The 22,047-nt window shown below is 57.3% G+C and carries 19 protein-coding genes; 12 read left to right on the top strand and 7 right to left on the bottom strand.

Annotated features, from left to right (window positions below; genetic code table 11):
* The first annotated feature begins 189 nt into the window (after window positions 1-189).
* From MSL71_RS04500 to fabG, 5 genes are all read left to right on the top strand, one after another.
* Entirely contained in the window at window positions 190-1,776 is a 1,587-nt protein-coding gene (locus tag MSL71_RS04500) for a sigma-54 interaction domain-containing protein (protein ID WP_218950947.1), read from the top strand.
* A 243-nt stretch (window positions 1,777-2,019) separates the two neighbouring features.
* Window positions 2,020-2,532, top strand: coding sequence for a hypothetical protein (locus MSL71_RS04495; protein ID WP_180137451.1), 513 nt, complete (start codon window positions 2,020-2,022; stop codon window positions 2,530-2,532).
* A gap of 261 nt (window positions 2,533-2,793) precedes the next feature.
* Entirely contained in the window at window positions 2,794-4,155 is a 1,362-nt protein-coding gene (locus MSL71_RS04490; RefSeq protein WP_343052500.1) for a GntP family permease, read from the top strand.
* A gap of 18 nt (window positions 4,156-4,173) precedes the next feature.
* On the top strand, window positions 4,174-5,733 hold the full coding sequence (locus MSL71_RS04485) for an acyl CoA:acetate/3-ketoacid CoA transferase (protein ID WP_180137449.1): 1,560 nt from the start codon (window positions 4,174-4,176) through the stop codon (window positions 5,731-5,733).
* Window positions 5,734-5,750: 17 nt separating this feature from the next.
* Entirely contained in the window at window positions 5,751-6,470 is a 720-nt protein-coding gene (gene fabG, locus MSL71_RS04480; protein ID WP_180137448.1) for a 3-oxoacyl-ACP reductase FabG, read from the top strand.
* A gap of 272 nt (window positions 6,471-6,742) precedes the next feature.
* Here fabG and MSL71_RS04475 read toward each other — a convergent pair whose 3' ends face one another.
* The 6 genes from MSL71_RS04475 to MSL71_RS04450 form a co-directional block, all read right to left on the bottom strand.
* A complete protein-coding gene (locus tag MSL71_RS04475; protein ID WP_180137447.1) occupies window positions 6,743-7,444 on the bottom strand; it encodes a cytochrome c biogenesis CcdA family protein in 702 nt (233 codons plus the stop codon).
* Window positions 7,445-7,518: 74 nt separating this feature from the next.
* Complete coding sequence (locus MSL71_RS04470; RefSeq protein ID WP_180137446.1) at window positions 7,519-7,890, bottom strand: thioredoxin family protein; 372 nt, start codon at window positions 7,888-7,890, stop codon at window positions 7,519-7,521.
* Window positions 7,891-8,015: 125 nt separating this feature from the next.
* The gene (locus MSL71_RS04465; RefSeq protein WP_180137445.1) at window positions 8,016-8,249 is read right to left on the bottom strand and encodes a thioredoxin family protein; all 234 of its coding nucleotides are present in this window, start codon (window positions 8,247-8,249) and stop codon (window positions 8,016-8,018) included.
* A gap of 29 nt (window positions 8,250-8,278) precedes the next feature.
* On the bottom strand, window positions 8,279-9,442 hold the full coding sequence (locus tag MSL71_RS04460) for a permease (RefSeq protein WP_180137444.1): 1,164 nt from the start codon (window positions 9,440-9,442) through the stop codon (window positions 8,279-8,281).
* Between the two features lie 300 nt (window positions 9,443-9,742).
* A complete protein-coding gene (locus tag MSL71_RS04455) occupies window positions 9,743-10,087 on the bottom strand; it encodes an ArsR/SmtB family transcription factor (protein WP_180137443.1) in 345 nt (114 codons plus the stop codon).
* Between the two features lie 159 nt (window positions 10,088-10,246).
* The gene (locus MSL71_RS04450) at window positions 10,247-10,858 is read right to left on the bottom strand and encodes a TetR/AcrR family transcriptional regulator (RefSeq protein WP_180137442.1); all 612 of its coding nucleotides are present in this window, start codon (window positions 10,856-10,858) and stop codon (window positions 10,247-10,249) included.
* Between the two features lie 200 nt (window positions 10,859-11,058).
* On the opposite strand from MSL71_RS04450, the gene MSL71_RS04445 reads away from it, so the two are divergent.
* The 7 genes from MSL71_RS04445 (at window position 11,059) to MSL71_RS04415 (ending at window position 18,995) form a co-directional block, all read left to right on the top strand.
* Window positions 11,059-12,537: a DHA2 family efflux MFS transporter permease subunit gene (locus tag MSL71_RS04445; RefSeq protein WP_180137441.1), complete on the top strand. Its 1,479-nt coding sequence runs from the start codon at window positions 11,059-11,061 to the stop codon at window positions 12,535-12,537.
* Between the two features lie 300 nt (window positions 12,538-12,837).
* A complete protein-coding gene (locus MSL71_RS04440; protein ID WP_218950945.1) occupies window positions 12,838-13,869 on the top strand; it encodes a threonine aldolase family protein in 1,032 nt (343 codons plus the stop codon).
* A 419-nt stretch (window positions 13,870-14,288) separates the two neighbouring features.
* Window positions 14,289-15,629, top strand: a complete 1,341-nt coding sequence (locus MSL71_RS04435; protein WP_180137440.1) for an IS110 family RNA-guided transposase — start codon at window positions 14,289-14,291, stop codon at window positions 15,627-15,629.
* 629 nt (window positions 15,630-16,258) lie between these two features.
* Window positions 16,259-16,888 carry a class I SAM-dependent methyltransferase gene (locus MSL71_RS04430; protein ID WP_180137439.1) on the top strand — a complete coding sequence of 210 codons (630 nt, stop codon included), beginning with the start codon at window positions 16,259-16,261 and terminating at the stop codon, window positions 16,886-16,888.
* A 329-nt stretch (window positions 16,889-17,217) separates the two neighbouring features.
* Window positions 17,218-17,667 carry a DUF1499 domain-containing protein gene (locus MSL71_RS04425; RefSeq protein ID WP_180137438.1) on the top strand — a complete coding sequence of 150 codons (450 nt, stop codon included), beginning with the start codon at window positions 17,218-17,220 and terminating at the stop codon, window positions 17,665-17,667.
* Between the two features lie 7 nt (window positions 17,668-17,674).
* Window positions 17,675-18,418: a helix-turn-helix transcriptional regulator gene (locus MSL71_RS04420; protein WP_180137437.1), complete on the top strand. Its 744-nt coding sequence runs from the start codon at window positions 17,675-17,677 to the stop codon at window positions 18,416-18,418.
* Window positions 18,419-18,551: 133 nt separating this feature from the next.
* Window positions 18,552-18,995 carry a C-GCAxxG-C-C family (seleno)protein gene (locus tag MSL71_RS04415; RefSeq protein WP_180137436.1) on the top strand — a complete coding sequence of 148 codons (444 nt, stop codon included), beginning with the start codon at window positions 18,552-18,554 and terminating at the stop codon, window positions 18,993-18,995.
* 543 nt (window positions 18,996-19,538) lie between these two features.
* Here MSL71_RS04415 and MSL71_RS04410 read toward each other — a convergent pair.
* A complete protein-coding gene (locus MSL71_RS04410) occupies window positions 19,539-22,016 on the bottom strand; it encodes an ATP-binding protein (protein WP_180137435.1) in 2,478 nt (825 codons plus the stop codon).
* Window positions 22,017-22,047: the final 31 nt, after the last annotated feature.

The following is a 22,047-nucleotide window of genomic DNA, read 5'->3' as shown; positions in this document are numbered from 1 at the left end:
TTTACGCGGTCCCGGCCAGTCTTCTCTGGATGATATTAAGTGTATGAAAAGAAGGAGGTTTTGATCGTGGGAGAGCCGTCGCAAACCAGCCAGATACCCCTGAACCATATTCTCGATACCATCTCAAATGCTGTTTTTTTGATGAACAAGAAAAAGGAATTTCTTTGCCTGAATACGAGTGCGCATTACTTGATTTCAGGCTCTGCCGGTTACAATTCCCATGAAAAAGCCGGTGATTTTCTCTCAAAGCTTGGTGTGGACGATGCGATTGCAGAAGGGGAAGATAAAAGCGCCACAGCCTTGATGGGCGACTTGACGTATCAGGTCAACGTCATCCCCATGGCGTCCAAGGGCCACCCCGACAGGGTGGTGGTCCTCGTTGAGGATGTCAGCCAGGCGGGTGAATTATCCCGGCAGTTTGAAGCGTGTCAGCGGGAGACATCCCTGCTCAAGCATATCCTTGAAACCGCGTATGACGGGCTGGTGGTCACCGATGCCAATGGGCGCATCACGATGATGTCCAATGCCTACAAAGGCTTTCTGGGGGTCACGGATCAGGAGGTGGTGGGCAAACACATCACCGAGGTGGTGGAGAACACGCGTCTTCATATTGTCGCCAAGACAGGGGTGGCAGAGATTAACGATATCCAGAGGATACAGGGCAACCACATGGTTGCCTCCCGCATTCCTTATACGGTGGACGGCAAGCTTGCCGGGGTTGTGGGCAAGGTGATCTTCCAGGATGTGGATGAGCTGGGTGAGATCAATAAGAAACTGGATATCATGGAAAAAGAGCTGAACCGGTATCGAAATGAGATCTCCAAGCTTCATAAGGCACGGTATTGCATGGATGTGATCTTCACGCGTAACGCACGCATGGAGTCATTGAAGAATCATGCCCGCGTCATCGCCCAATCAGACTCCAACGTTTTGATTCTCGGGGAGAGCGGAACGGGCAAAGAACTCTTCGCCCATGCCATCCATCAGGAGTCCCCCCGATCTTTTCAGCCCTTTATCAGGGTCAACTGCGCTGCCATCCCTGAAAACCTTCTGGAGTCGGAGCTCTTCGGTCATGAAAAGGGGGCCTTCACCGGAGCGGCCAGTACGAAACTGGGCAAGTTCGAGCTGGCCAACAACGGCACCATTTTTTTGGATGAGATCGGTGACATGCCGCTTCAGATGCAGGCCAAGATCCTGCGAGTGCTCCAGGAAGGGGAAGTGGAGCACATCGGCGCAAGTCGGCCCAAACGGGTGGACGTGCGCGTGATTGCCGCCACCAACAAAAATCTTTCCGAGATGGTGGAGAAGAAGACCTTTCGGGAAGACCTCCTCTACCGCCTCAACGTTTTCACCTTAACCATCCCTCCTTTGAAAAGGCGGCGGGAAGATATTGAGCTCATCGCGGGCCATGCCATCTGCGCCCTGAACCGAAAGATGAAACGAGGGGTTAAAGGGGTCTCCCCAAAGGCGAGCTGTCTTCTTCAGGCCTATTCGTGGCCGGGGAATATACGGGAGCTGAAGAATGTTGTGGAGCGAGCCTACCATATTATGGAGGGGGAAGAGTTGATTCAGCCGTGGCACCTGCCCCATTTCTTGAGGGGCGGCAACATCAACGCCAGCCAGGAGCCGCTCAAGTACATCCTGGAAAACATGGAACGGAAGGTCATCACCGAGCGCCTGATTCTCCACAGCGGCAATAAAACCAAGACCGCTGCCGATCTCGGCATCTCCAGGGTGGCTCTCCACAAAAAACTTGAGAAGTACAGCATGAAGTGAGCTGGGGGTGTAAACCTTGGTTTACACTCCGGGAGATCGGCTTGTATGTGTAAATGTAAGTTAACACGCATTTCAGAAATGGGATGATATCGTAAACTTATCTTTACAGTGCTGTTCCCGGGTGTGAACGCCGGTACCGGTATTGAATGTCTGTAAGGCCCTTGAATCGCACGGTTTGTGTTTTTTAAAGGGACTTTTTCAGGTGGCATGCTTCCTGCTTTATGGTTCGCAGGAGGTAACAATATGACTTCTTTTCGATCAACCACATGGGTTCCACGCTACTTTGCACACGAGGCTTCGTGGCTTCAGTTTCTTTTTAAGGGCGCTCTCGTTCTGATCTTTGCCCAGCAGATTTACTATCCTCAGCCTAACAAATACCTGCATCTTGCTCTGGTGTTTGTCTATATGGTCTTCAGAGATCTGCTCTCGCCCGTTGCAACGTCCGGAAAGAACGATTACCTGCTGCTGGCTTCGGCCATGGCATGCAGCCTGCTGACCGTTGCAGACCATCTGTTACCCTCCAATCTTGAAGCGGCCTACCTTGCAATGCTCATGGTGGAAACCTTGCTCACGGTGGCCCTTCTTCATCGTTTGATCAGCGTATTCAGAGACCCTGACGGGTTGGATTCCATCGCGGAGCATCACAGGGCCCATGCCGGCAAACGCCCTGGCTTCATGAAAGGAATGTTATGGGGCATGGTCACCTGCCTGCTGTTCGCTGTCTTTTATATTCTATACCTGCTGCAACTCACCTGATCCGGGTATTTCATGAGAAAACGGTTCATTTGAAAAAATGAAAAATCATTACGACCAGTTACTGTGAAAGAATCAGGCATTTTAAAAGCACAACATGCCATTCACGGTTTTCTGCTCGATTTTCTCACCCTTCGGGCGAGCTGGGTGCACCCAACTTCTGCGTTATCAGAGCCTTGAGCTAAGCGCACCATCTGGAGCTCTGATGCCTTGACCATGGGTGCATTCGACTCGTGACATATCCGGGCTAATTTCGAAGGAGGCATGAATATGCTGGGAGTTCTCGCAATTATCCTAACGCTGTTCGCTTTAATGTACTTCGCTTATCGTGGTGTTACCGTCCTTGTTCTGGCGCCGATCCTGGCCATGAGCGCTGCACTGCTTTCGGGTGAAATCCCCGCTTTGTCTGCGCTGTCCAATGTCTTTATGCCTGCGGCCGCCAGTTACATCAGTAAGTATTTCCCGGTGTTCATCGCAGGGGCTGTCTTTGGCAAGCTCATGGGAGCCACCGGAGCCGCACGCTCCATCGCTCACTTCATCTCTGAGAAGATCGGGCCCGACTACGCCATCTATGCGGTGGTGGTGGCCACCTCCCTTCTCACCTACGGAGGGGTCTCTCTCTTTGTGGTGGTTTTTGCCATGTATCCCATCGGCTCCATGTTGCTTAAGGAGGCGGATGTTCCCAAACGCCTTCTCCCCGCATGCCTTGCCCTGGGAGCCTTTACCTTTACCATGACGGCCCTTCCCGGATCTCCCCAGTACATCAACACCATGCCCACGGTCTACTTCGACACCGATATCTATGCCGCTCCCATTCTGGGGCTCCTGGGCTCCATGATCATCTTTTTTGGCGGCACCGGTTTTCTGAACTATCGCGCGAAAGAAGCCAAGCGGGCCGGAGAGGGGTATGGCGTCCATCTGAACGAAGGCCTCGAGGACCTTGAAGGGGAAGCCCCGGGCTTTGGCCTGGCCATCACACCCATCGCCATCGTCTTTGTGTTGAACTTTATCCTGACCAAGTTTTACTTCGCCTCTGACGCGGTGAAGGCAAAGTATACCGCAGCCGGCTATGCTGTAAACGGCACCTGGCCTGTGGTGATCGGTCTTTCTGTGGCGGTTGTGTTTATCCTGATCTCCATGAATCGATACCTGAGAGAGTCCAACAAGACCATCTTCGATGGCGCGGTGGGATCCCTGCTGCCCATCTTTAACACCGCATCCGAGGTGGGGTACGGCGGTGTCATCAAGTCCCTGGCAGCATTTAGCACCTTGAAGCTTGGGATTGTGGCCCTGGCCATCCCCTCACTGTTTAAAGTCGGTATCTCCACCACGCTTCTTGCGGGCATCGTCGGCTCAGCTTCCGGCGGTACCGCCATCGCCCTTGAGGTGCTCTCCAAAGATTTCCTCGCCATGGGCATTCACCCGGAGGTGTTGCACCGCGTGATGATCATGGCGGCAGGGGGCCTGGACACCCTTCCCCACTGCGGTGCCGTCATCACCCTGTTGTCTGTCTGCAAACTCGATCACAAGCAAAGTTATATTGACCTGGCAGCCATGACCGTGGGGGCCCCCCTTATCGCGGTGACATGCGTCATGGTTTTTCACCTGCTCACCGGATTGGTTTAAAGCGCAAAGGAGATGGAGATGTCAAAGCAGGTAACTCTAAACGACGCCGTTGCCCTGATTAAATCCGGGGACACGGTGGCCACAGGCGGGTTTGTGGGAAACATGCACCCCGAGGCGCTGTCCCGGGGTGTGAAGGAGGCGTTTCTCAGCACCGGGTTGCCCACGGGCTTAACGCTGATCTATGCAGCGGGGCAGGGCGACGGAAAGGAACGCGGCCTGAACCACTTTGGCCATGAAGGGCTGGTCCGCCGGGTCATCGGCGGCCATTGGGGGCTTGCCCCCAAGCTGGGAACCCTGGCCCTTGAGAACAAAATCGAGGCCTATAACTTCCCCCAAGGGGCCATCTCCCATCTCTACCGGGAGATTGCCGCCGGAAAGCCAGGGGTGCTCACCAAGGTGGGCATGCACACCTTTGTGGACCCTCGCATGGATGGCGGCAAGCTCAACGAAGTGACCCGAGAGGACCTCGTGGAGGTGGTGAGTATCCATGGCGAAGAGTGGCTCCTCTACCACGCCCTGCCCATCGATGTGGCCCTGATCCGCGGGACCTATGCGGACAGTGAGGGCAACTGCACCTTTGAGAAGGAGGCCCTGACCCTTGAGATGCTGGCCATTGCCCAGGCCGCCAAAAACTCCGGGGGAAAGGTGATCCTTCAGGTGGAGCGGGTTGTGGAAAACGGGACCCTGGATCACAGCCGGGTGGGCATTCCAGGCATTTATGTGGATGCCATTGTGGAGGCGGAACCCCGCGAGCACATGCAGACCTTTGCCGAGCAGTACAACCCCGCCTACTCTCGCGAGATCCGCATTCCCAGCAAGAGCATTCCTCCCCTGCCCCTGGGAGAACGCAAGATCATCGCCCGCCGTGCGGCCATGGAGCTGGTCCCCGATGCCATCGTGAACCTGGGCATCGGCATGCCCGAAGGGGTCTCCATGGTGGCCAATGAAGAGGGGGTCACCAACCTGGTGCTCACCACCGAGGCCGGGGCCATCGGCGGGGTGCCCGCAGGCGGTCTGAGCTTTGGGGCCGCCATCAACCCATCGGCCATTATCGATCAGCCGGCGCAGTTTGATTTTTACGACGGCGGTGGCCTGGATGTGGCCTTTCTCGGCCTGGCCCAGTGCGATGGCAAAGGGGATGTGAATGTCTCTCGGTTCGGTACGAAAGTAGCCGGCTGCGGAGGCTTTATCAACATCTCCCAGAATGCCGGCAAAGTGGTCTATTGCGGCACCTTCACCGTGGGCGGCTTGAAGACCTCTGTGGCCGATGGAAAGCTGATTATTGAGGAGGAGGGGCGTGGCAGCAAGTTTCTGGAGGCGGTGGAACAGGTCACCTTCTCGGGTGAGTATGCCTACCGCATGGGCCAGAAGGTGGTCTACGTCACCGAACGGGCCGTGTTTGAACTGACGGAAGAGGGGCTCACCTTAACGGAGATCGCTCCGGGCATGGACCTCGAAAAAGACATTCTGCGGCACATGGGGTTCAAACCTGCCATTGCCGAGCCCCTGAAAACCATGAATCCGGCCATTTTTCAGCCGGGACTCATGGGATTGACCCTGGACACACCATCCAAGTAACCCACGTGGAGGTTGATATGAGATTGAGTGGAAAAACAGCCATCGTCACCGGTGGCGCACAAGGCATCGGCCGCGTCATTGCAGAAACCTTTGCAAGAGAAGGCGCCACCGTCATCGCGGTGGACATGACCAAGCCCGACTACGACTGCGAAGGCGTCTTCGGATACACCTGCAACGTCACCGACCGGGAGGGCCTCAAAGCGTTTGTGGAGGATATCGTGGGGACATTCGGCAAGATCGATGTGCTCATCAACAACGCCGGTATCACACGGGACGCCCTGCTTCAGAAGATGACGGAAGAGATGTGGGACCTGGTGTGTGACGTCAACCTGAAAGGGGTCTTTAACCTCACCCAGCTGGTGGGCCCCCTGATGATCGACCAGGGCACAGGCTCCATCGTGAACATTTCATCGGTGGTGGGCGAGTACGGCAACGTCGGTCAGACGAATTACGCCGCCACAAAAGCGGGCGTCATCGCTATGGCCAAAAGCTGGGCCAAAGAGTTTGCCCGAAAAGGCGCCAACGTGCGGGTGAACTCCCTGGCGCCGGGATACATCAATACCGAGATGATGAAGACCGTCCCCGATAAAGTGCTGGACCCCATTCGCCGGAAGACCATGCTGGGCCGTCTTGGCGAGCCCGAAGAGATCGCCAGCGCCTGCCTCTTCCTGGCGTCGGATGAGGCCTCCTTTATCACGGGGCATTGTCTCTCTGTGAACGGTGGGTTGAGACTGTAAGATACGCTCCCACATACAGTCTCCCCTATGAGAAATCCCCTCCGCGCCTGTTTCCGGCGGAGGGGATTTTTTGTTTAACGAAAGCTTGTGCCTCCGGCGGCCCTGCCGGGGGCCAAACTTTTGCCAATTAGATGCTTTGGGTTTGACAAACAGGTTTGGGGGCATTTTATGAACATCTTCGCGGATGCTTTCACCCCGAGGAACGAGGGGGGAAAGCATCCGCAACCTGGGGTTCAGGGGATGATCCCCTGGCCGCCGGAGGCAGGCTTTTTTTAAATAAAAGGTCTTACGATGAAATAGCACCCCAGGCCCCCCACGATGACCCCTGCTCCTTTTTTGAACCACAGGCTTCCGCTCTGGAAGCTTTGGCTTGTGAGGAGGCGACGGATCAGGGCGGTGCTGGAGCCCGCCACGGCAATGGGGACGCAGTGGCCGATGCCGAAGGCGACCACGAGGAGGATCCCTGCGGCGATTTTTTCCTGGATGGTGATGACGGCCAGGATGGGCGCCATGAATCCGAAGGTGCAGGAACCGGAGAGAATACCGTAGGCAAGGCCCAGGACAAAGGCCCCGAAGAGCCCCCGGACCTGGAGTTTTGAGAGGGCTCCGCCGGACATGGCGCAGGCTTCCACCCCGAGCATGTCCAGGGCCACCCAGATGAGGATGCCGCCCATGAGCAGGGTCCAGTAGGGGCTGACGTCCCCCAGCATGCGGCCCAGAAGGGTGCAGGCGATGCCCAGAAGGGCGATGGTGATGAAGAGTCCCAGGGTAAAGACCACGGCGTATCGGGCTGCGCTCCGGGCCTGGAGTGCCTTTTCCTGGCCTGCCACGTATCCCATGATCAGGGGAATGGAGGCCATGTGGCAGGGGGAGAGGATGACGCTGATCATGCCCCAGAGAAAGCAGCCGAAAAGGGCCAGCCCGAAGGTGCCGGCCATCCAGGTGTTGACGGTGGTGAGAAGGTCGTAGAGCATGGGGGGCCTTTACCTTTCATGGTTAAACTGCGTTGAACATCCTTGCCTGCGGCGTGCAGGCGGTGGCTCGCGGTTTACTGAACACCGAGGCTCTTCAACTCCGCCTCAATGCTTTTCTTGTCCATGAACCCCACGTGTCGTTTCACTTCGTTGCCGCTTTTGTCGTAGAAAATCTGGGTGGGAATGGCCCGGATGCCGTACTTTTTTGCCACATCTTTGTTTTTCCACACATCGATGAAGACGATGGCGGCTTTGCCCTCATACTCTTTTTGAAGTTCGTCTAAAATGGGTGCCATCATTTTGCAGGGGACGCACTTGTGGGCACCCAGGTCGAGCATGGTGACCATGCCTTTGGCGGGGACTTCGGAGGCGGGCGTGGTGTCGGCAAGGGCCGGGGTTGCGGCAAGGCACAGCAGGACGGTTGATACGAGAATCAGTCGTTTCATGGTTTTCCCCCATGGGTGAGTGGTTCAGAGCGGGTGCGGACAGGGCTCTTGCTTGTCACCTGTTGCCAGAACGCCGGACAGGCGATGCGGCCGCAGGTGACGAGGTATGCAGCAAGGCCACTAAATCAGGCCGTGAGCCATTTGATGACATCATTTTTCTTGGGCACCTTGCCCACGCTTTTCACCTCTTCGTTCACCACCACCGCCGGGGTGCCGAACACGCCGTAGGACCCGATGGCCAGAAGGTCGGTGACCTTTTCCACAGTGGCGTCAACGCCTGCTTCGGCAACGGCTTCCTTGACGATGGCTTCTGTTTTGTTGCACTTGGTGCATCCGGGACCGAGGACTTTGATGATCATGGTTTTTTCCTTTTATTGATTTGCACGTGTCAGATGGCTCCGTAGATCATGCCGGCAAGGGTGGACATCACCACCACGATGGCTACGAAGACGGATGTTTTCTTTACGCCCATGACGCCGCTGATGACGATCATGTTGGGCAGGGAGAGGGCCGGTCCCGCAAGCAGGAGGGCCAGGGCCGGGCCCTTGCCCATGCCGGCTCCCATGAGTCCCTGGAGGATGGGGATCTCCGTCAGGGTGGCAAAGTACATGAGGGCGCCGGAGAGGGAGGCAAACAGGTTCGCGGAAAAGGAGTTTCCGCCCACCAGGGCCGAGATCCACGCCTCGGGGATGAGGGCCGGGTGGCCGGGGCGCCCCAGGAGGAATCCCGCGGCCAGGACCCCGATGGCCAGCATGGGAAAGATCTGTTTCATGAACCCCCAGGAGGATTCCACCCAGTCGGTGCGTTCATCGGCGTCGAACCAGGCTTTCAGCAGCCAGGCCAGGAGAAGCAGAAGGCCCCCTGTCAGGTACCATTTGACCCCGAAAAGGGTCTGCCACACAACCCCTTCGTCGGGGCCGGGTTTGGCAAAGGCGGCAAAGACGAGGATGAGCACCATGACAGCCATGACAATTCCGTTCTGGGCAAGGCTTCGGTTCTCCTCTTCATCGGGAAGGTGCATGGGGCCGGTGGCGCGGGCCGCGTCGTCCTTACGGAAGAAGAAGGCCATGAGGAGCCCCACCACCAGGGCAAAGCAGATGGCCCCGATGGCCCGGGCAAGGCCCATCTGCCATCCGAGGATCCGGCCCGTGAGGATGATGGCCAGCACGTTGATGGCTGGTCCGGAGTAGAGAAAGGCCGTGGCCGGACCGATGCCCGCTCCCCGGGCGTAGATTCCGGCAAAAAGGGGCAGGACCGTGCAGGAGCAGACCGCCAGGATGGCCCCTGAGACAGAGGCCACGGAATAAGCGAGAACCTTTTTGGCCTGGGCGCCGAAGTATTTCAGGACCGAGGCCTGGGAGACAAAGACGCTGATGGCCCCGGCAATGAAAAAGGCCGGTACCAGGCAGGTGAGGACGTGCTGCCGGGCGTACTCCTGCAGCATCATGAAAGCCTCCAGGCCTGCCTGGCGAATGGTGGGGGAGCCCCAGGGCATGAGGTAGGCGGCGAGGTAGAGGCCGGCGATCCAGACGAATTTGGTGCGTTCTTTCATAACAGACATCCATGGTGGCGGGGACGCTAAGCTCGGGTGATCCGTGGATTCATGGACGCGAAGCGTGTGTGACCGCCGGGTTTATAATTCTATGTATTGCCATTTGGCGATGTAATTGGTGCCATTCCACCCCGCGGGAAACCGCAGAGCCGGTATAAAACCCCGGGCTTTGGGAAGAATGAACCTGTCATGCCCCAAGGGGTAAAACAGGTCCTTTCAGCATAACGAAGCGGTGTGCTGCCATCATCGTCGGGAGGGCCGGTGCCCTCCCCACTCACTCATGGGTATTTGGCAGACTCCTCAGCCCCGGGTGATGAACTCCCGATCAATGTCAGGGAGCCTGTCCAGCATCTCCCGGATGTCCGCATCGGCTTCGAGCCAGTCGCTCACCTGGTCCAGCATGGCCACGGCATAGGTGTTGCCCGGCTGGCGGTTCAGCTGAAAATTGACCCAGAGCCCATCCTTTTCAAAGCTCACCAACTCAGCCTCTTCCAGCACCTTGAGGTGCTTGCTCACCGTGGACTGGGCCAGGCCCAGGGCTTCTTTCAATTCGCAAACGCAAAGAGACCGATGTTGCAGGGCCTTGACGATCTTCACCCGGCTGGGGTCGGACAGGGCCTTCATTACTTTGATAAACGGTTTCATCGGGTTCTCCCTGATGGATGGTATATCGTTATATGGCAATATATGATTTGAACGATTCCGTGTCAACACACAATGGAAAAAAACGGGCGCCGAATGTCCTGTCCCGCGGCGGACTTAGCTTAGGCGACCCACAGGCGTCATGTGGCGGGGTGAACCCCATCACCGAAAGACGTACCGCGCCACCATGTCGGCAAGGGCGTCGAGCAGCCGGTTTTGGGCCATGCCGGGTGCCTCGGTGCTGCAGGCGTGCATCACCTCTTCACAGGCACACAGGATCACAAAGGCAGCGGCGTCCAGGTCGGTGACCCGCAGGGCCTTTTCCCTGCGGCCCAGGGTGTCGACCAGCTGGGTCCGCATGGCGTCGTGCTGCCGGGCGTGGATTGCCTCCACATCCTTGTCGCTGGCCCTCATGGCCGCCACTTCACGGCGGAAACCGGGGGAGAGGGTATGCTCTTTTGCCAGGCGTTGCAACAAGGCCAGGATGGCTTCCCGGTTGGTTTTTTCCGAAAAATCAATGTCCCGGCAGGCCCTCTCCAAAAAGGAGGCATGGGAGGCCGCACCGTAAATTTCTAAGAAGACGCTTTTTTTGTCCTTGAAGTACGCATAGACACTTCCGGTGGCCACCCCGGCTTCGGCGGCGATCTCCTTGGTATTGGTCTTGTGAAAGCCTTTTTCAGCAAAAAGGCCCTCGGCGGCTTTGAGAATCTTGTCCTTTGTCCGGATTCCCCGCTGCTGGACAGGTTTTCTTGTTTGCTGCGTCCCCTGGTTCATGTGCGCTCTTTTTCCTTTGCGAGTAGTGAATGGACCTGCCGATTATTCCCACACCCGGGGGGATGCTGTCAAACAGGGGTGAACATGGGTTCATGTTTTTAAATTGACAACATGAACTAAAGTTCATATTGCTGGGTATAACGTGAACTAAGGTTCACTTTTTGAGATGGTTGAGAATGAACCAGCAAAGGAGAGCGGGTATGGATTCACACAACGGAGTCCGGTGTCCGGGCGCGCAGGAAAAACACGACCCCCATGCAAGGTGGCGGGTCCTGGGGGCTGTCTCCATGGGGGCGTTTCTGGCGTCCCTTGACAGCAGCATTGTCAATATGTCGCTTCCGACCCTGGTCAGGGCGTTTGACGCCGGGTTTGCCCGGGTGCAGTGGGTGGTGCTGGCCTACATGGTGACCGTGGTGTCGCTGATCCTTCCCCTGGGGCGCTTCGGAGATGTTTTTGGCAAGAAAAACATCTACCTTGCGGGCTTTGCCGTGTTTACCGTGGGGTCGGCCCTGTGCGGCTGGGGCATGGGCCTTTCCGCCCTTATCGCGTTTCGGGTCATTCAGGGGGTGGGGGCTTCCATGATCATGGCCCTGGGGTTTGCCATTGTCACCGAGGCTTTTCCGGCACAGGAGAGGGGGCGGGCCATCGGGATCCTTTCGGCGTTGTGCGCTGCTGCCATCGCCCTGGGTCCGGTCCTCGGCGGTGTGTGCATGGAGGCCCTGTCCTGGCCATGGATTTTCCGGCTCAATGTGCCCATCGGGATCCTGGGGTGTGCCATGGTCAAGGCGGTGGTGCCTGAGGATGTCCCTATAAAGGGTGAGGCCCTGGGAATTCCCGGTGCCGTCTCCCTTGCCGCCACCCTGGTGCTTCTATTCACGGGGCTCACCTGGGGTCAGGCTCACGGCTTTGCTTTCCTTGCGGCCCTCACCGTGGGCGCGGGGTTTTCCTTTGCCGTGTTCATCACCTGCGAAGCCCGGTCTGCCCACCCTCTCATTGATGTCACCTTGTTTTCGGACCGGCGGTTTACCATCAACCTGGTGACAGGGTTTATCGCCTTTGTGGCGTATGCCGGGATGGTGCTGCTTCTGCCCTTTTACCTGGAAGAGGTTGCCGGGTATTCAACCCGCAAGGCCGGGCTCCTCATGGCGGTGGTGCCGGTTTCCCTGGGGGTGGTGTCGCCCCTGGCCGGGGTGCTTTCGGATCGGCTGGGTACCCGGCTTGTGACAACGGCCGGGCTTTGCGTCTCCCTTGGGGCGTATTTTGCTGCCTCCTTTCTTGACGGCGGGACGTCCATGCCGGGCCTTGTGACACGGCTGGCTGCCCTGGGAGCCGGCATGGGGTTGTTCATGTCTCCCAACAACAGCGCCATCATGGGCGCTGTCCCCGGGGATCGGCTGGGTATCGCCTCCGGGCTTTTGACGGCTGCCCGGACTCTGGGGCAGGCCATGGGGGCTGCTGTGGTGGGGGCCTTCTGGGTGTTCAGGGTGTCGGTTCATTCAGGCGGTGCCCGAGGCTCGGTTCTACCACCGGTGGATCATTATGCGGACATCTGCGGGTTCCACGATACGTTCCTGGGCCTTTTTTTCCTGACGGCAGGCGGGATCGTGGTGAGCCTGTGGGGTCATTTTCCGTACCGGGGTGCTTCAAAGGCCTTGTCCGGTCAGAGTCCCCTACGGTGAGCACGTTTTGTGTTGCCTGGCTCAGGGGCAACGCATTTAGATTTTTGCCTCCGGCGCCCTGCCGGGGGCCAAACGTTTGAAACGTTTGATAAGCGCCTTGATTACCGGAACGTTTTTGCGGAGCTTTTTTCAAAAAGCGACCCGCCGGAGGCAACTGAATGTTTAAAGGCGTTGACCCTGCTGCCTGGCTTTTGTCCCATTGACAACGGGTGTTCCGGGGGGTACCTTTTTTCTTCCAATGAACTTGAAATGTCGGTGTGATAGCACACGGGACGTGTTGATGTATGGAAGGAGATGTAGATGCAAGACGAGATGATCAGTCTGGCCAGTGACAACCATGCAGGGGCTCACCCAGAGATTGTATCAGCGGTGGCGGCCGCTGCCGCAGGCACGGCCGGTGCCTATGGCACAGACCCCTGGACGGCCGTGGCCGCGGAACGCTTCAAAAAGGTTTTTGGCAAAGAGGCCTCCGCCTTTTTGGTGATGACCGGCACCGCCGCCAATATCCTTTCCATCGACGCCGTGACCCGGCCCTTTGAGGCGGTGCTTATCTCAGACTGCGCCCATCTCCATATGGACGAGTGCGGTGCGCCGGAGCGGTTCACCGGCAGCAAGTTCATCACGGTGCCCTCGGAGCAGGGCAAGCTCACTGTGGAAGGGCTACGGCCCTGGGTGGAGCGGGAACCGGACTACCACAGGGTTCAACCTAAGGTGGTCTCCATCACCCAGACCACGGAGTACGGCACGGTCTACTCCGTGGATGAGATTAAAACCATCTGCGAGTACGCCCATGACAACGGGCTCCTGGTCCACATGGACGGCTCCCGCATCTCCAATGCCGCCGCATCCCTGGGCCTCGATTTCCCAGCCTTTACCAAAGACGCCGGGGTGGACTTCCTCTCCTTCGGCGGCACCAAAAACGGCATGATGTTCGGCGAAGCCGTTGTCTTTTTTACCCCGGAGTTTGACGAGGCCTTTCAGTACAGCCGCATGCAGGGCATGCAGCTTGTGTCCAAGATGCGCTTTGTGGGGGCCCAGTTCGAGGCGTTTTTAAAGGACGGCCTCTGGAGACGCAACGCTCTCCACGCCAATGCCATGGCACGAAAGATCGCCGATGCCCTAAAGGGAGCCCCCGGGGTGACCATTACCCAGCCCGTGGACGCCAATGCCGTCTTTGCCGTTTTGCCGGCTGACATGATCGAGACACTCCAGCAGCGGTTTCATTTCCATGTCTGGAACAACCAGACAAACGAGGTCCGTCTCATGGCCTCCTTTGCCAGCACGGAGAACGAGATTCAGGCCTTTGCCGAGGCTGTGAAAGCCATTGCGTAATATTTAAGGTTACGGTCCCGTGCCGCTAAAAAGCTGCCTTCTATGGTTAAAGTGGGTGAAAAAAACAGGCCTCCGGCGGCCAGGGAATAAATCCCCTGGACCCCAGGTTTCTGAAAGAATTTGCCCCTCGTTCCTCGGGGCAAATTCTTTCAGACTTCGACGCTTTTTTAAGCTTTAGCCCTGTTTCATTTGTTCGACTTTCAACATTAACGAAGTTCACCCTTGTTGATCCGAATGTTAATTCGATAAAGCACCTTACTCGTTGGGGAGAAGGGAACTGCCTTGGCTCTCGAAGCCGTGCCGGAGTTTCTTCCTCTAACCAGACTAAAATCCTGGAATAACTTGGCCTCCGAGGCCGCATAGTTAGAAGGCTGATGATATCTGGTTTTCCCTTAAAGTTTAAAAACTTGGAGTGAGTGGTGCAGAAATTCTATTTGGGTTGCGATGTCAGCAAAGGGTACTCAGATTTTGTAATTATTGATGAAGATTTGAACTGCGTGGAAGAAAATTTCCAGCTTGATGACACGGCCTTAGGCCATGCAGAACTTCGTCACCGGATCGACAAGCTCTTTGAAAAATACCCTTCAGCCGTCCTGTATGCAGCCGTCGAAAGTACGGGTGGATACGAGAACAACTGGTATGGCTTCCTGTTAAAGCAGCAAGAAAAATACGACTTACATGCGGCACGGGTGAACCCAAATGGAATCGCCCATGACAACAAAGCCGGAATGGTCCGTAACCTAACAGATAAGATAAGCGCCCGAAGTGTTGCTGAATACCAGGTCCGCCACCCTGAAAAAGTTCCCTATGGTCAGACGAACCCCTATGCCAGCTTAAAAAAAGTCTGGGTACACCTGAGAATGCTGAAACGGCAGCGTGGGGATCATCTCAACGAGCTTGAATCATTGTTATATAGTGGGAATCCTGAGATTTTACAGTACTGCCGAAACAAAATGCCGCAATGGGTTTTGAAGCTTTTAATGAAGTACCCGACAGCCGATCTGCTCTCACGGGCTCGGTTGAAAAGCGTTGCCTCTATCCCTTTTTTAAAACGGCAGTTAGCCCCAGAACTCATCAAGAATGCAAAGGCCAGTACGGCTGAAGAATCTGATGAAACAACGGCCTTTTTAATCACTTCGACAGTGCGCCAGCTTGTTCACATGGATAAGAGCATTGAGCTTTATGAAAAGCGACTGGAAAAAATGTGCGACTGGCCTGAGGTCGATTTACTCATGACCATCGATGGCGTTGGAAGAATGACGGCCATTGTCTTGATGCTCTATATTGAGGATATTAGGCGCTTTGACTCAGCAAAAAAACTCGCTGCATTTTTAGGCGTCCATCCCGAATACAGGCTCAGCGGTGATAGCACAAAAAAGGGCAGCTTCCGTATGAGCAAAAAAGGCCAAAAAGCCCCAAGAGCAATGCTTTACATGGCTGTTCTGGCTGGGCTGTCAAAAAAGAGCCGAAATCCCATTGTCCGAAGGCTCTATGATGACAAAAAGGCTCAGGGGATGGTTGCTAAGGCCGCTATAGGCGTATGCATCCACAAGCTTGTACGTATTGCTTACGGTGTACTGGCCTCTAAGAAGCCCTTTAACCCAACGATTGATGAGTTAAATCGGCAGAAGAGCTCTCCTGCAGAACAAAATACTGCCATAGGGAGGGACAGACGGTATCAGGGATATGACGCGAAAGCACCAATATCAAGGCGTCAGAGCAAAAAAAGAATGGAGCAGATCAAGTCCCAAGACAGGTAAACTGTCGAATGCGGGATCAGAGATCGTGCTCCAAGGGCTTCACAGTAACAAAAGCCCTCGGAGGTGTATAGTTTGTTGTGGTGCTTTATCGAATTTTCAAAGAACAATTTTGGTTGACTTTAACCGGAATAACTCCGGCGGCAAGGTGTGCCACCTTGAAAGCAGGTTGCGGATGCGTTTTGCCCCTCGTTCCCCGGGTCAAATCACATCCGCATTTAAACCGGAATTCACTTAAGACGAATGTTTAAGGCTGTGTGTTAAACTTTTTGTAACTATTCAGCTTATGTTTGCCTCCGGCGGCCCTGCCGGGGGCCAAACTTTTGAAAAGTTTGACAAACAGGCTTTGACAGCTTTGCCATGAATTCCAGTGATTCTGACTGTTCTGACCTTTCTACCGAAAAGTTTTTTGCGGAGCTTTTTTTCAAAAAAGCGACCCGCCGGAGGCAAGCTGAATAGTTACAACTTTTTAAACATTCAGCCCCCGCAGGCATAAGTAAAACAAACGTTGGTTTTCGTGTTGACGTTTCGTTTTTTGAGTTGATACCTGAATGTATTCGGCTATTTTAGCCCTTAGCCCTTAGCCCTTAGCCCTTAGCCCTTAGCCCTTAGCCCTTAGCCCGGAGACCGTTATGACATCCCGCCTCAAGACCACCATTTCCACCTACGATGACTCCGCGGGTGCCTACGCGGACAAGTTCATGGATTACGCTCCGTACCGGGAGATGATGATCCGTTTTCGCGACAGTTATGTGCCGGAAGGGGCAGCTGTGCTGGACATCGGCTGCGGCCCGGGGAACAACGCCGTACTGATGACCGGGAAAAAGGCGTCCGTCACCGGCATCGACCTCTCGGCCGAGATGGTGAGCCTGGCCAAAGCCCATATGCCGTCCGGGGACTTTTGTTTTCGGGTGGGGGACATCCGGGACCTCTCAGGGCTCGGCACCTTTGATGTGGTCATTGCCTCGTTTTGCATCGTGCATATCTCGCCTGAAGAGGCCAGGGGCGTCATCAAGGAGGTTGCCTCTTGCCTGGCACCCGGGGGCGCTCTCTACCTGAGCTTCATGGTGGGGAAAAAAGACGGGTACGAGACCGCCGGTTTTTCCGGGGGCCGCAAGCTTCATTTTACCTACCACGACCCCGAGGCGGTGAAGGGCTGGCTTGCCGAGAATCACCTTGCCGTGGTGGAGACCCACCTGAGCGATTACCCGGAGCCGGACGGGAGCATCACCACAGACATGTTTCTGTTTGTTCGCAAATAGCCCGGGTCGGCTCGGCAGGGCCGCTTTTTTGACTGGGTGTAACGATTCAGCTTGCCTTCTATGGCTAAAGTCGGTTCAAAAAGCGTGCCTCCGGCGGCCAGGGGATGATCCCCTGGACCCCAGGTTGCGAATGTCCTCGCCCTTCGTTCCTCAGGGCGAGGACATTCGCGAAGGCTTTGAGAAAATTGGACAAAATCTATTTGTCGAACTTTTCAAAAGTTTGGCCCCCGGCAGGGCCGCCGGAGGCAGTTTTTTGGTACTGAATCGTTACGACTGGGTTACGCTTACGTGTCGTATTGCCACCGCCACCCCATATCAGGAGGTTTTCCATGACCATCAAGGCCCTTGTGTTTGGTGCCATTGTCCTTTGTCTCTTTTCAGGGTGCTCGCTTTTTGCCGGGAAAAAGCCCGATAACCTGGGCGTCATGGAGGGCAGACTCTCCCCCTGCCCGGATTCGCCCAACTGCGTCTCCTCCCAGGCCGATGACGACACCCATGGAATCGCTCCCCTGCCATTAACGGTTTCCCCTGCAGAGGCCATGGCGCGCATTGTCTCGGCCCTTGAGAAGACCCCCCGCGTCACCCTGGTGACCCGCACCGACACCTACCTCCACGCCGAGGTTCGCTCGGCCCTTTTCCGGTTTGTGGATGACCTGGAGGTGCATATCGACGAGGCCAGCCGCACCATCCATTTCCGATCGGCCTCCCGCACGGGGTACAGCGACTTCGGCGTTAACCGAAAACGCGTGGAACGCTTGAAAAACAGCGTGGCCCGTTGAGGTGCCCATGGCCGTCATCGCCCCTCCTTCGGAGTTCGCTCCCTTTATCTCTTCGTATCGCTACCTGAAAGGCGAGGCCGCCCTTGAGCTCTTCGGCGGGGTGGCCCTGGTGTTCAACCTGGGGGATCCCGTGTCCGTAAGCGTTCAGGGGCGCGCTCCCTTTACGGTGTCCTCCTCTTTTCTTCTGGGGGGCATGTCGCGTCGGGTGGGGCTCGGGTCAGACGGCGACCTGAGGCTTTTTTGCGTTCGGTTTTGTCCTTGCGGGGTCTTCCCCTTTCTCTCCATGCCCCAGATGGAGTTTGCCGGGCAGTGCGTGGTTCTGGACGAACTCTGGGAGCTCAAGGGCCTGGGCGTGGAGGCGGTGGCCCGGAACAAAGGCGATGCGCCGGAGGCCTACGCGCATGGGTTCAATGCCTTTTTTGAGGCGCGCAGGAGCGCCTTTTTATCCTATGCCCGGGTGGTGGCAACGGCCGTGGCCCTTATTCGCCAGGCGGGGGGCCATGTGGGCATGGAGGACCTGGCCGCCCGGTGCGGGGTGAGTCGACGCCATCTGGAGCGACTCTTTGATGAGCGCATCGGGGTGACTCCGAAGCACCTTGCCCGCATGTTTCGTCTCTCCCGTGCCCTGGGGCACCTCTCCACCTCCCATGCCGCCGACGTGGCTGCCCGGTGCGGTTTTTTTGACCAGTCCCACCTGATCCGCGAGTGCCTCAGCCTGGCCGATTACTCCCCTTCACAGTGCATGGCCTGACCTCCCTGGAAAAAGTCGCATTTGTCCAATACAGGGGCACCCGTCGTGGTGCAGGGTTGAGGGCATGGTCCGGGACCCGTTTCGGGGGCCAGGCCGTCTGTGCATAAGAATTGACATACCATAAGGGGGATACATGACGACATCAACGCGCGTGGCCGTTGCCACGGATTTTCTTCAGGCCGGGTACTCCTGTTCCGAGGCCCTTTTGCTCACCTATGCAAAGGAGATGGGGCTGGGGCATGCCTGTGCACTGAAGCTGGCGTCGGGCCTTGCCGGGGGCATGGGGGCCGGAGGCGGGACCTGCGGGGTGATGACCTCGGCCTGCCTGGTGATCGGCCTGGCGGCAGGTCCCGAAACCATCGCGGAGCCCGGGGCTCGGGACCGGGTCCGGGGGCTGGTGGACACCTTTCGGAATGGGTTTGTGGCCGACCATGGGGCCCTGGCCTGCCAAGCCCTCAACGGCGGGGTTGACCCCTCCACCCCCGAGGGAAAGGCGGCGATCCGGGCCGCAGGGCGGGTGCAGGAGCTCGTGGCCCGCGCGGTCCGCCGCCTGGACGCGATACTGGCACGGGGGTGACCGGTGTTCGCCAGCTTGCCTTCTGTGGGCAGCGTGGGTGAAACAAGCAGGCCCCCGGCGGCCCTGCCGGGGCAAAATTTTTGCCGGATCTCATAACGACAGGCTTACTAAACAGATGCAGTTTCATCTGAAACAGCGAATGTGATTTTCCCTGAGGAACGAAGGGGAAAGCGCATTCGCAACCTGCTTTCGAGGTGTTTTGCCTAAGTGGCTTCGCCACTCTCACCGCCGGAGGCAGCCAAGTTAAAGATGCCTCCGGCGGCCCTGCCGGGGGCCAAACTTTTGAAAAGTTTGACAAACAGGTTTTGCTCAATATTCACGAAAATCTTCGCGGAAGCTCTTCCCCTGAGGAACGAAGGGGGAGGGCTTTCGCAACCTGGGGTCCAGGGGTGGCGAAGCCACTTAGGCCAAAAATCCCCTGGCCGCCGGAGGCACGCTTTTTGAGCCCACTTTAACCATAGAAGGCATCGTTTTTGCCTTTGCTGAGCTTTCTTGATCCTGTGGTTTATTCGACTTTAACCATGGAAGGCAGGCTTGTTCTGGTTACGTTTCCGCTTCTTTTTCCAAGGTGGCCAGGAGGCCGCGGGCCTCCTCCATGACCCTGGCCGTCTCCCCGGCCAGGGGGGCCAGCTCATCGATCCCGATGGCTTCCCCTGCCTCAAGCCTGTGCTCCAGGGATTCGGCCATGGCCGCCGTCTTCGGGGCGCCGATGTTCAAAAGAGCGCCCTTGAAGCGGTGGACCCTCACCTCCAGGTCCGAGAATCGTTCCTCCCGGATCATGGTCTCCATGATCTGTATGCCTTCCCGATGATCCTCCAGAAAAACGTGCAGCAGTTTCACATAGAGTCCGGTGCCGTATTTTTCCCGGCATGTCTCCCCGGCAAGAAGGGGGGCAGGTGCCTTGGGCCGGGGGGCACCGGTGACGACGCGTTCACGGGGGAGCCAGGCAAGCAGCGTCTTTCGAAAGGTGATGATGTCGATGGGTTTTCGGATAAAGGCATCGAAGGGGCTCTGCTTCAGCTGTTCTTCGGTGTCCACGGCGCTGAAGGCGATGACAGGGGGCAGGGCAAGGGACGGGACATGGGCCCTTAAACGCCTCACGACGGTGCGCCCGTTGATGTCCGGGAGTTTCATGTCGGTGATGACCAGGTCAAAGGTGCGGTCCGAGGTCATGGTGTCCAGGAAGGCCCTGCCGGTCTCGGCGGTGTGGACCTCCATGCGGTGGCCTTTCAGGAGTTCGCAGACCATGGTGCGGCTCAGGGGGTCGTCTTCCACCAGGAGAACCGATACCCCCGGGGCCGTAAACTCATGGACAGGGCACTGGGAAAGGGGGGAAGAGGCTGGGGCTCCGGAGGTCTTTTCCGGAGACTCGTCGCCCCTTTTGTGGACGGGTTTTTGCACCACGAAAAAGGTGAAGCGCGTCCCTTTGCCCGGCTTGCTGGTGCAGGAGATGCTGCCCCCCATGCGCTCCACCAGTTTGCGGGTGAGGGTAAGGCCCAGGCCGGTCCCCTGGACATTGGTTTCGGCAAACTGGGTGAACTCATCGAAAATATGGGGCAGGTGGTCCGGGGCGATGCCGGAGCCGGTATCGGTGATGGTGAACTCCAGGCAGATACGGTCCTCCTCTGTTTTGCACCCGATGCGCAGGGAGATGATGCCGCTGTCCGTGAATTTGACGGCGTTCTGCAGGATGTTCAAGAGCACCTGTTTCAGGCGCATGCTGTCCCCTTTCATGGCGTGGGGGATTTCCGATGAGGCGGAGACGTGGAGGCGAACGTCTTTGCCCCTTAGGGTCTGTTCCACCAGGGCCACGATATGGCCGATGAGGTCGTGGAAGAGGTAGGGCTGCTCCACAATGCGGTATTTTCCCGCCTGGATGCTGGAGATATCCAGGACATCGTTGACAATGCCGGCCAGGTGCTTGGAAGCCGTGCGCGTGTGGCTTACGTAGGTTTTCTGTTTTGGGTCCAGGGGTGTTTCGCTGAGGAGATCGATGAACCCCACCACCGCGTTTAAGGGCGTTCGGATCTCGTGGTTCATGTTTTTAAAAAAGTCCTGCTTGGCCCGGATGGAGGCCTGTTCCACGGCCAGGGTGTTCCGCGCCAGGCGGGACCCGGTGATGCCCACGATGAGAAGGATCACCCCGGCGGTGAGGGTGTACAGGAGGATGTAGCTTTGTCGGATATCCTGGAGGGTGGCTTCCGAGACAAAGGTGAGGATCTTCAGGTCGTACCGGTCCATCTGCCGCGTGTAGGCGGTGTACCGCTTGCCGTGGATGATGACGGTCTCTCCGTTCACGGCGGTGTTGGCCCGGGCAAGGTCCCTGTTCTCCGGGGTGGAGAGGCTTGTGTAGCCTGCGGCAGGATCCTGGGAGTGGGCGATGAGGGAGGCGTTGTTGTGGGTGATGACGATGAACCCGGATTTAAAGGCCAGGTTCTGCATGATGGTATGGTACCGGGAGAACAGAAAGTCCACCCCCACCACCCCGGCGATTTCTCCGGATGGGCCTTTGACGGCCAGGGAGATGGAGGTGATCTCCAGCCCGTCCGGGACGCTGTTGTACAGGTCGTTGATGAAGGGGGTGCCCGGTTTTTCCAGGGCCCCGGTGTACCAGGGCCGGACAACGGGGGTGTACCCTTGGGGCAGGGCAATTTCCCTGTCCACGATGAGGCTCCCGTCCCGGGTGCCCAGGTAAACGTACTTGAAGCGTGAATTGAATTGCCGGTAGTGGCGGCACAGGTCCCTGACTTCCTGGATCATCGCCTCGCTTCTGTGGGCCTTCGGGGTGGTGAGAAGGGCGGCCACGGTTGGGTGTTCGGCGATCTCTTTTACATGGGAAAATCCCGTGCCGATGTCTTCGGAGAGGGTCGTGGCAATGGAGGTCAGGGCGATGTTGGCCGCCTCTTTGAGGTTGCGGGTGGACTGCCTGATGGAGATGTTGATGCCGATGACCGCCATGACCATCAGGGCGGAGAGCACGCTGATAAAAAAGATGCTGATGACTTTCAGGGAGAGCTTCATGGGGCCGTCCCGGGGGCGCTGGCCCCTGTGG

Source organism: Desulfoluna butyratoxydans, assembly GCF_900699765.1.
Taxonomy (GTDB): domain Bacteria; phylum Desulfobacterota; class Desulfobacteria; order Desulfobacterales; family Desulfolunaceae; genus Desulfoluna; species Desulfoluna butyratoxydans.
The sequence above is the reverse complement of the archived record's forward strand: the minus strand, read 5'-3'. Positions and strand labels throughout refer to the sequence as shown.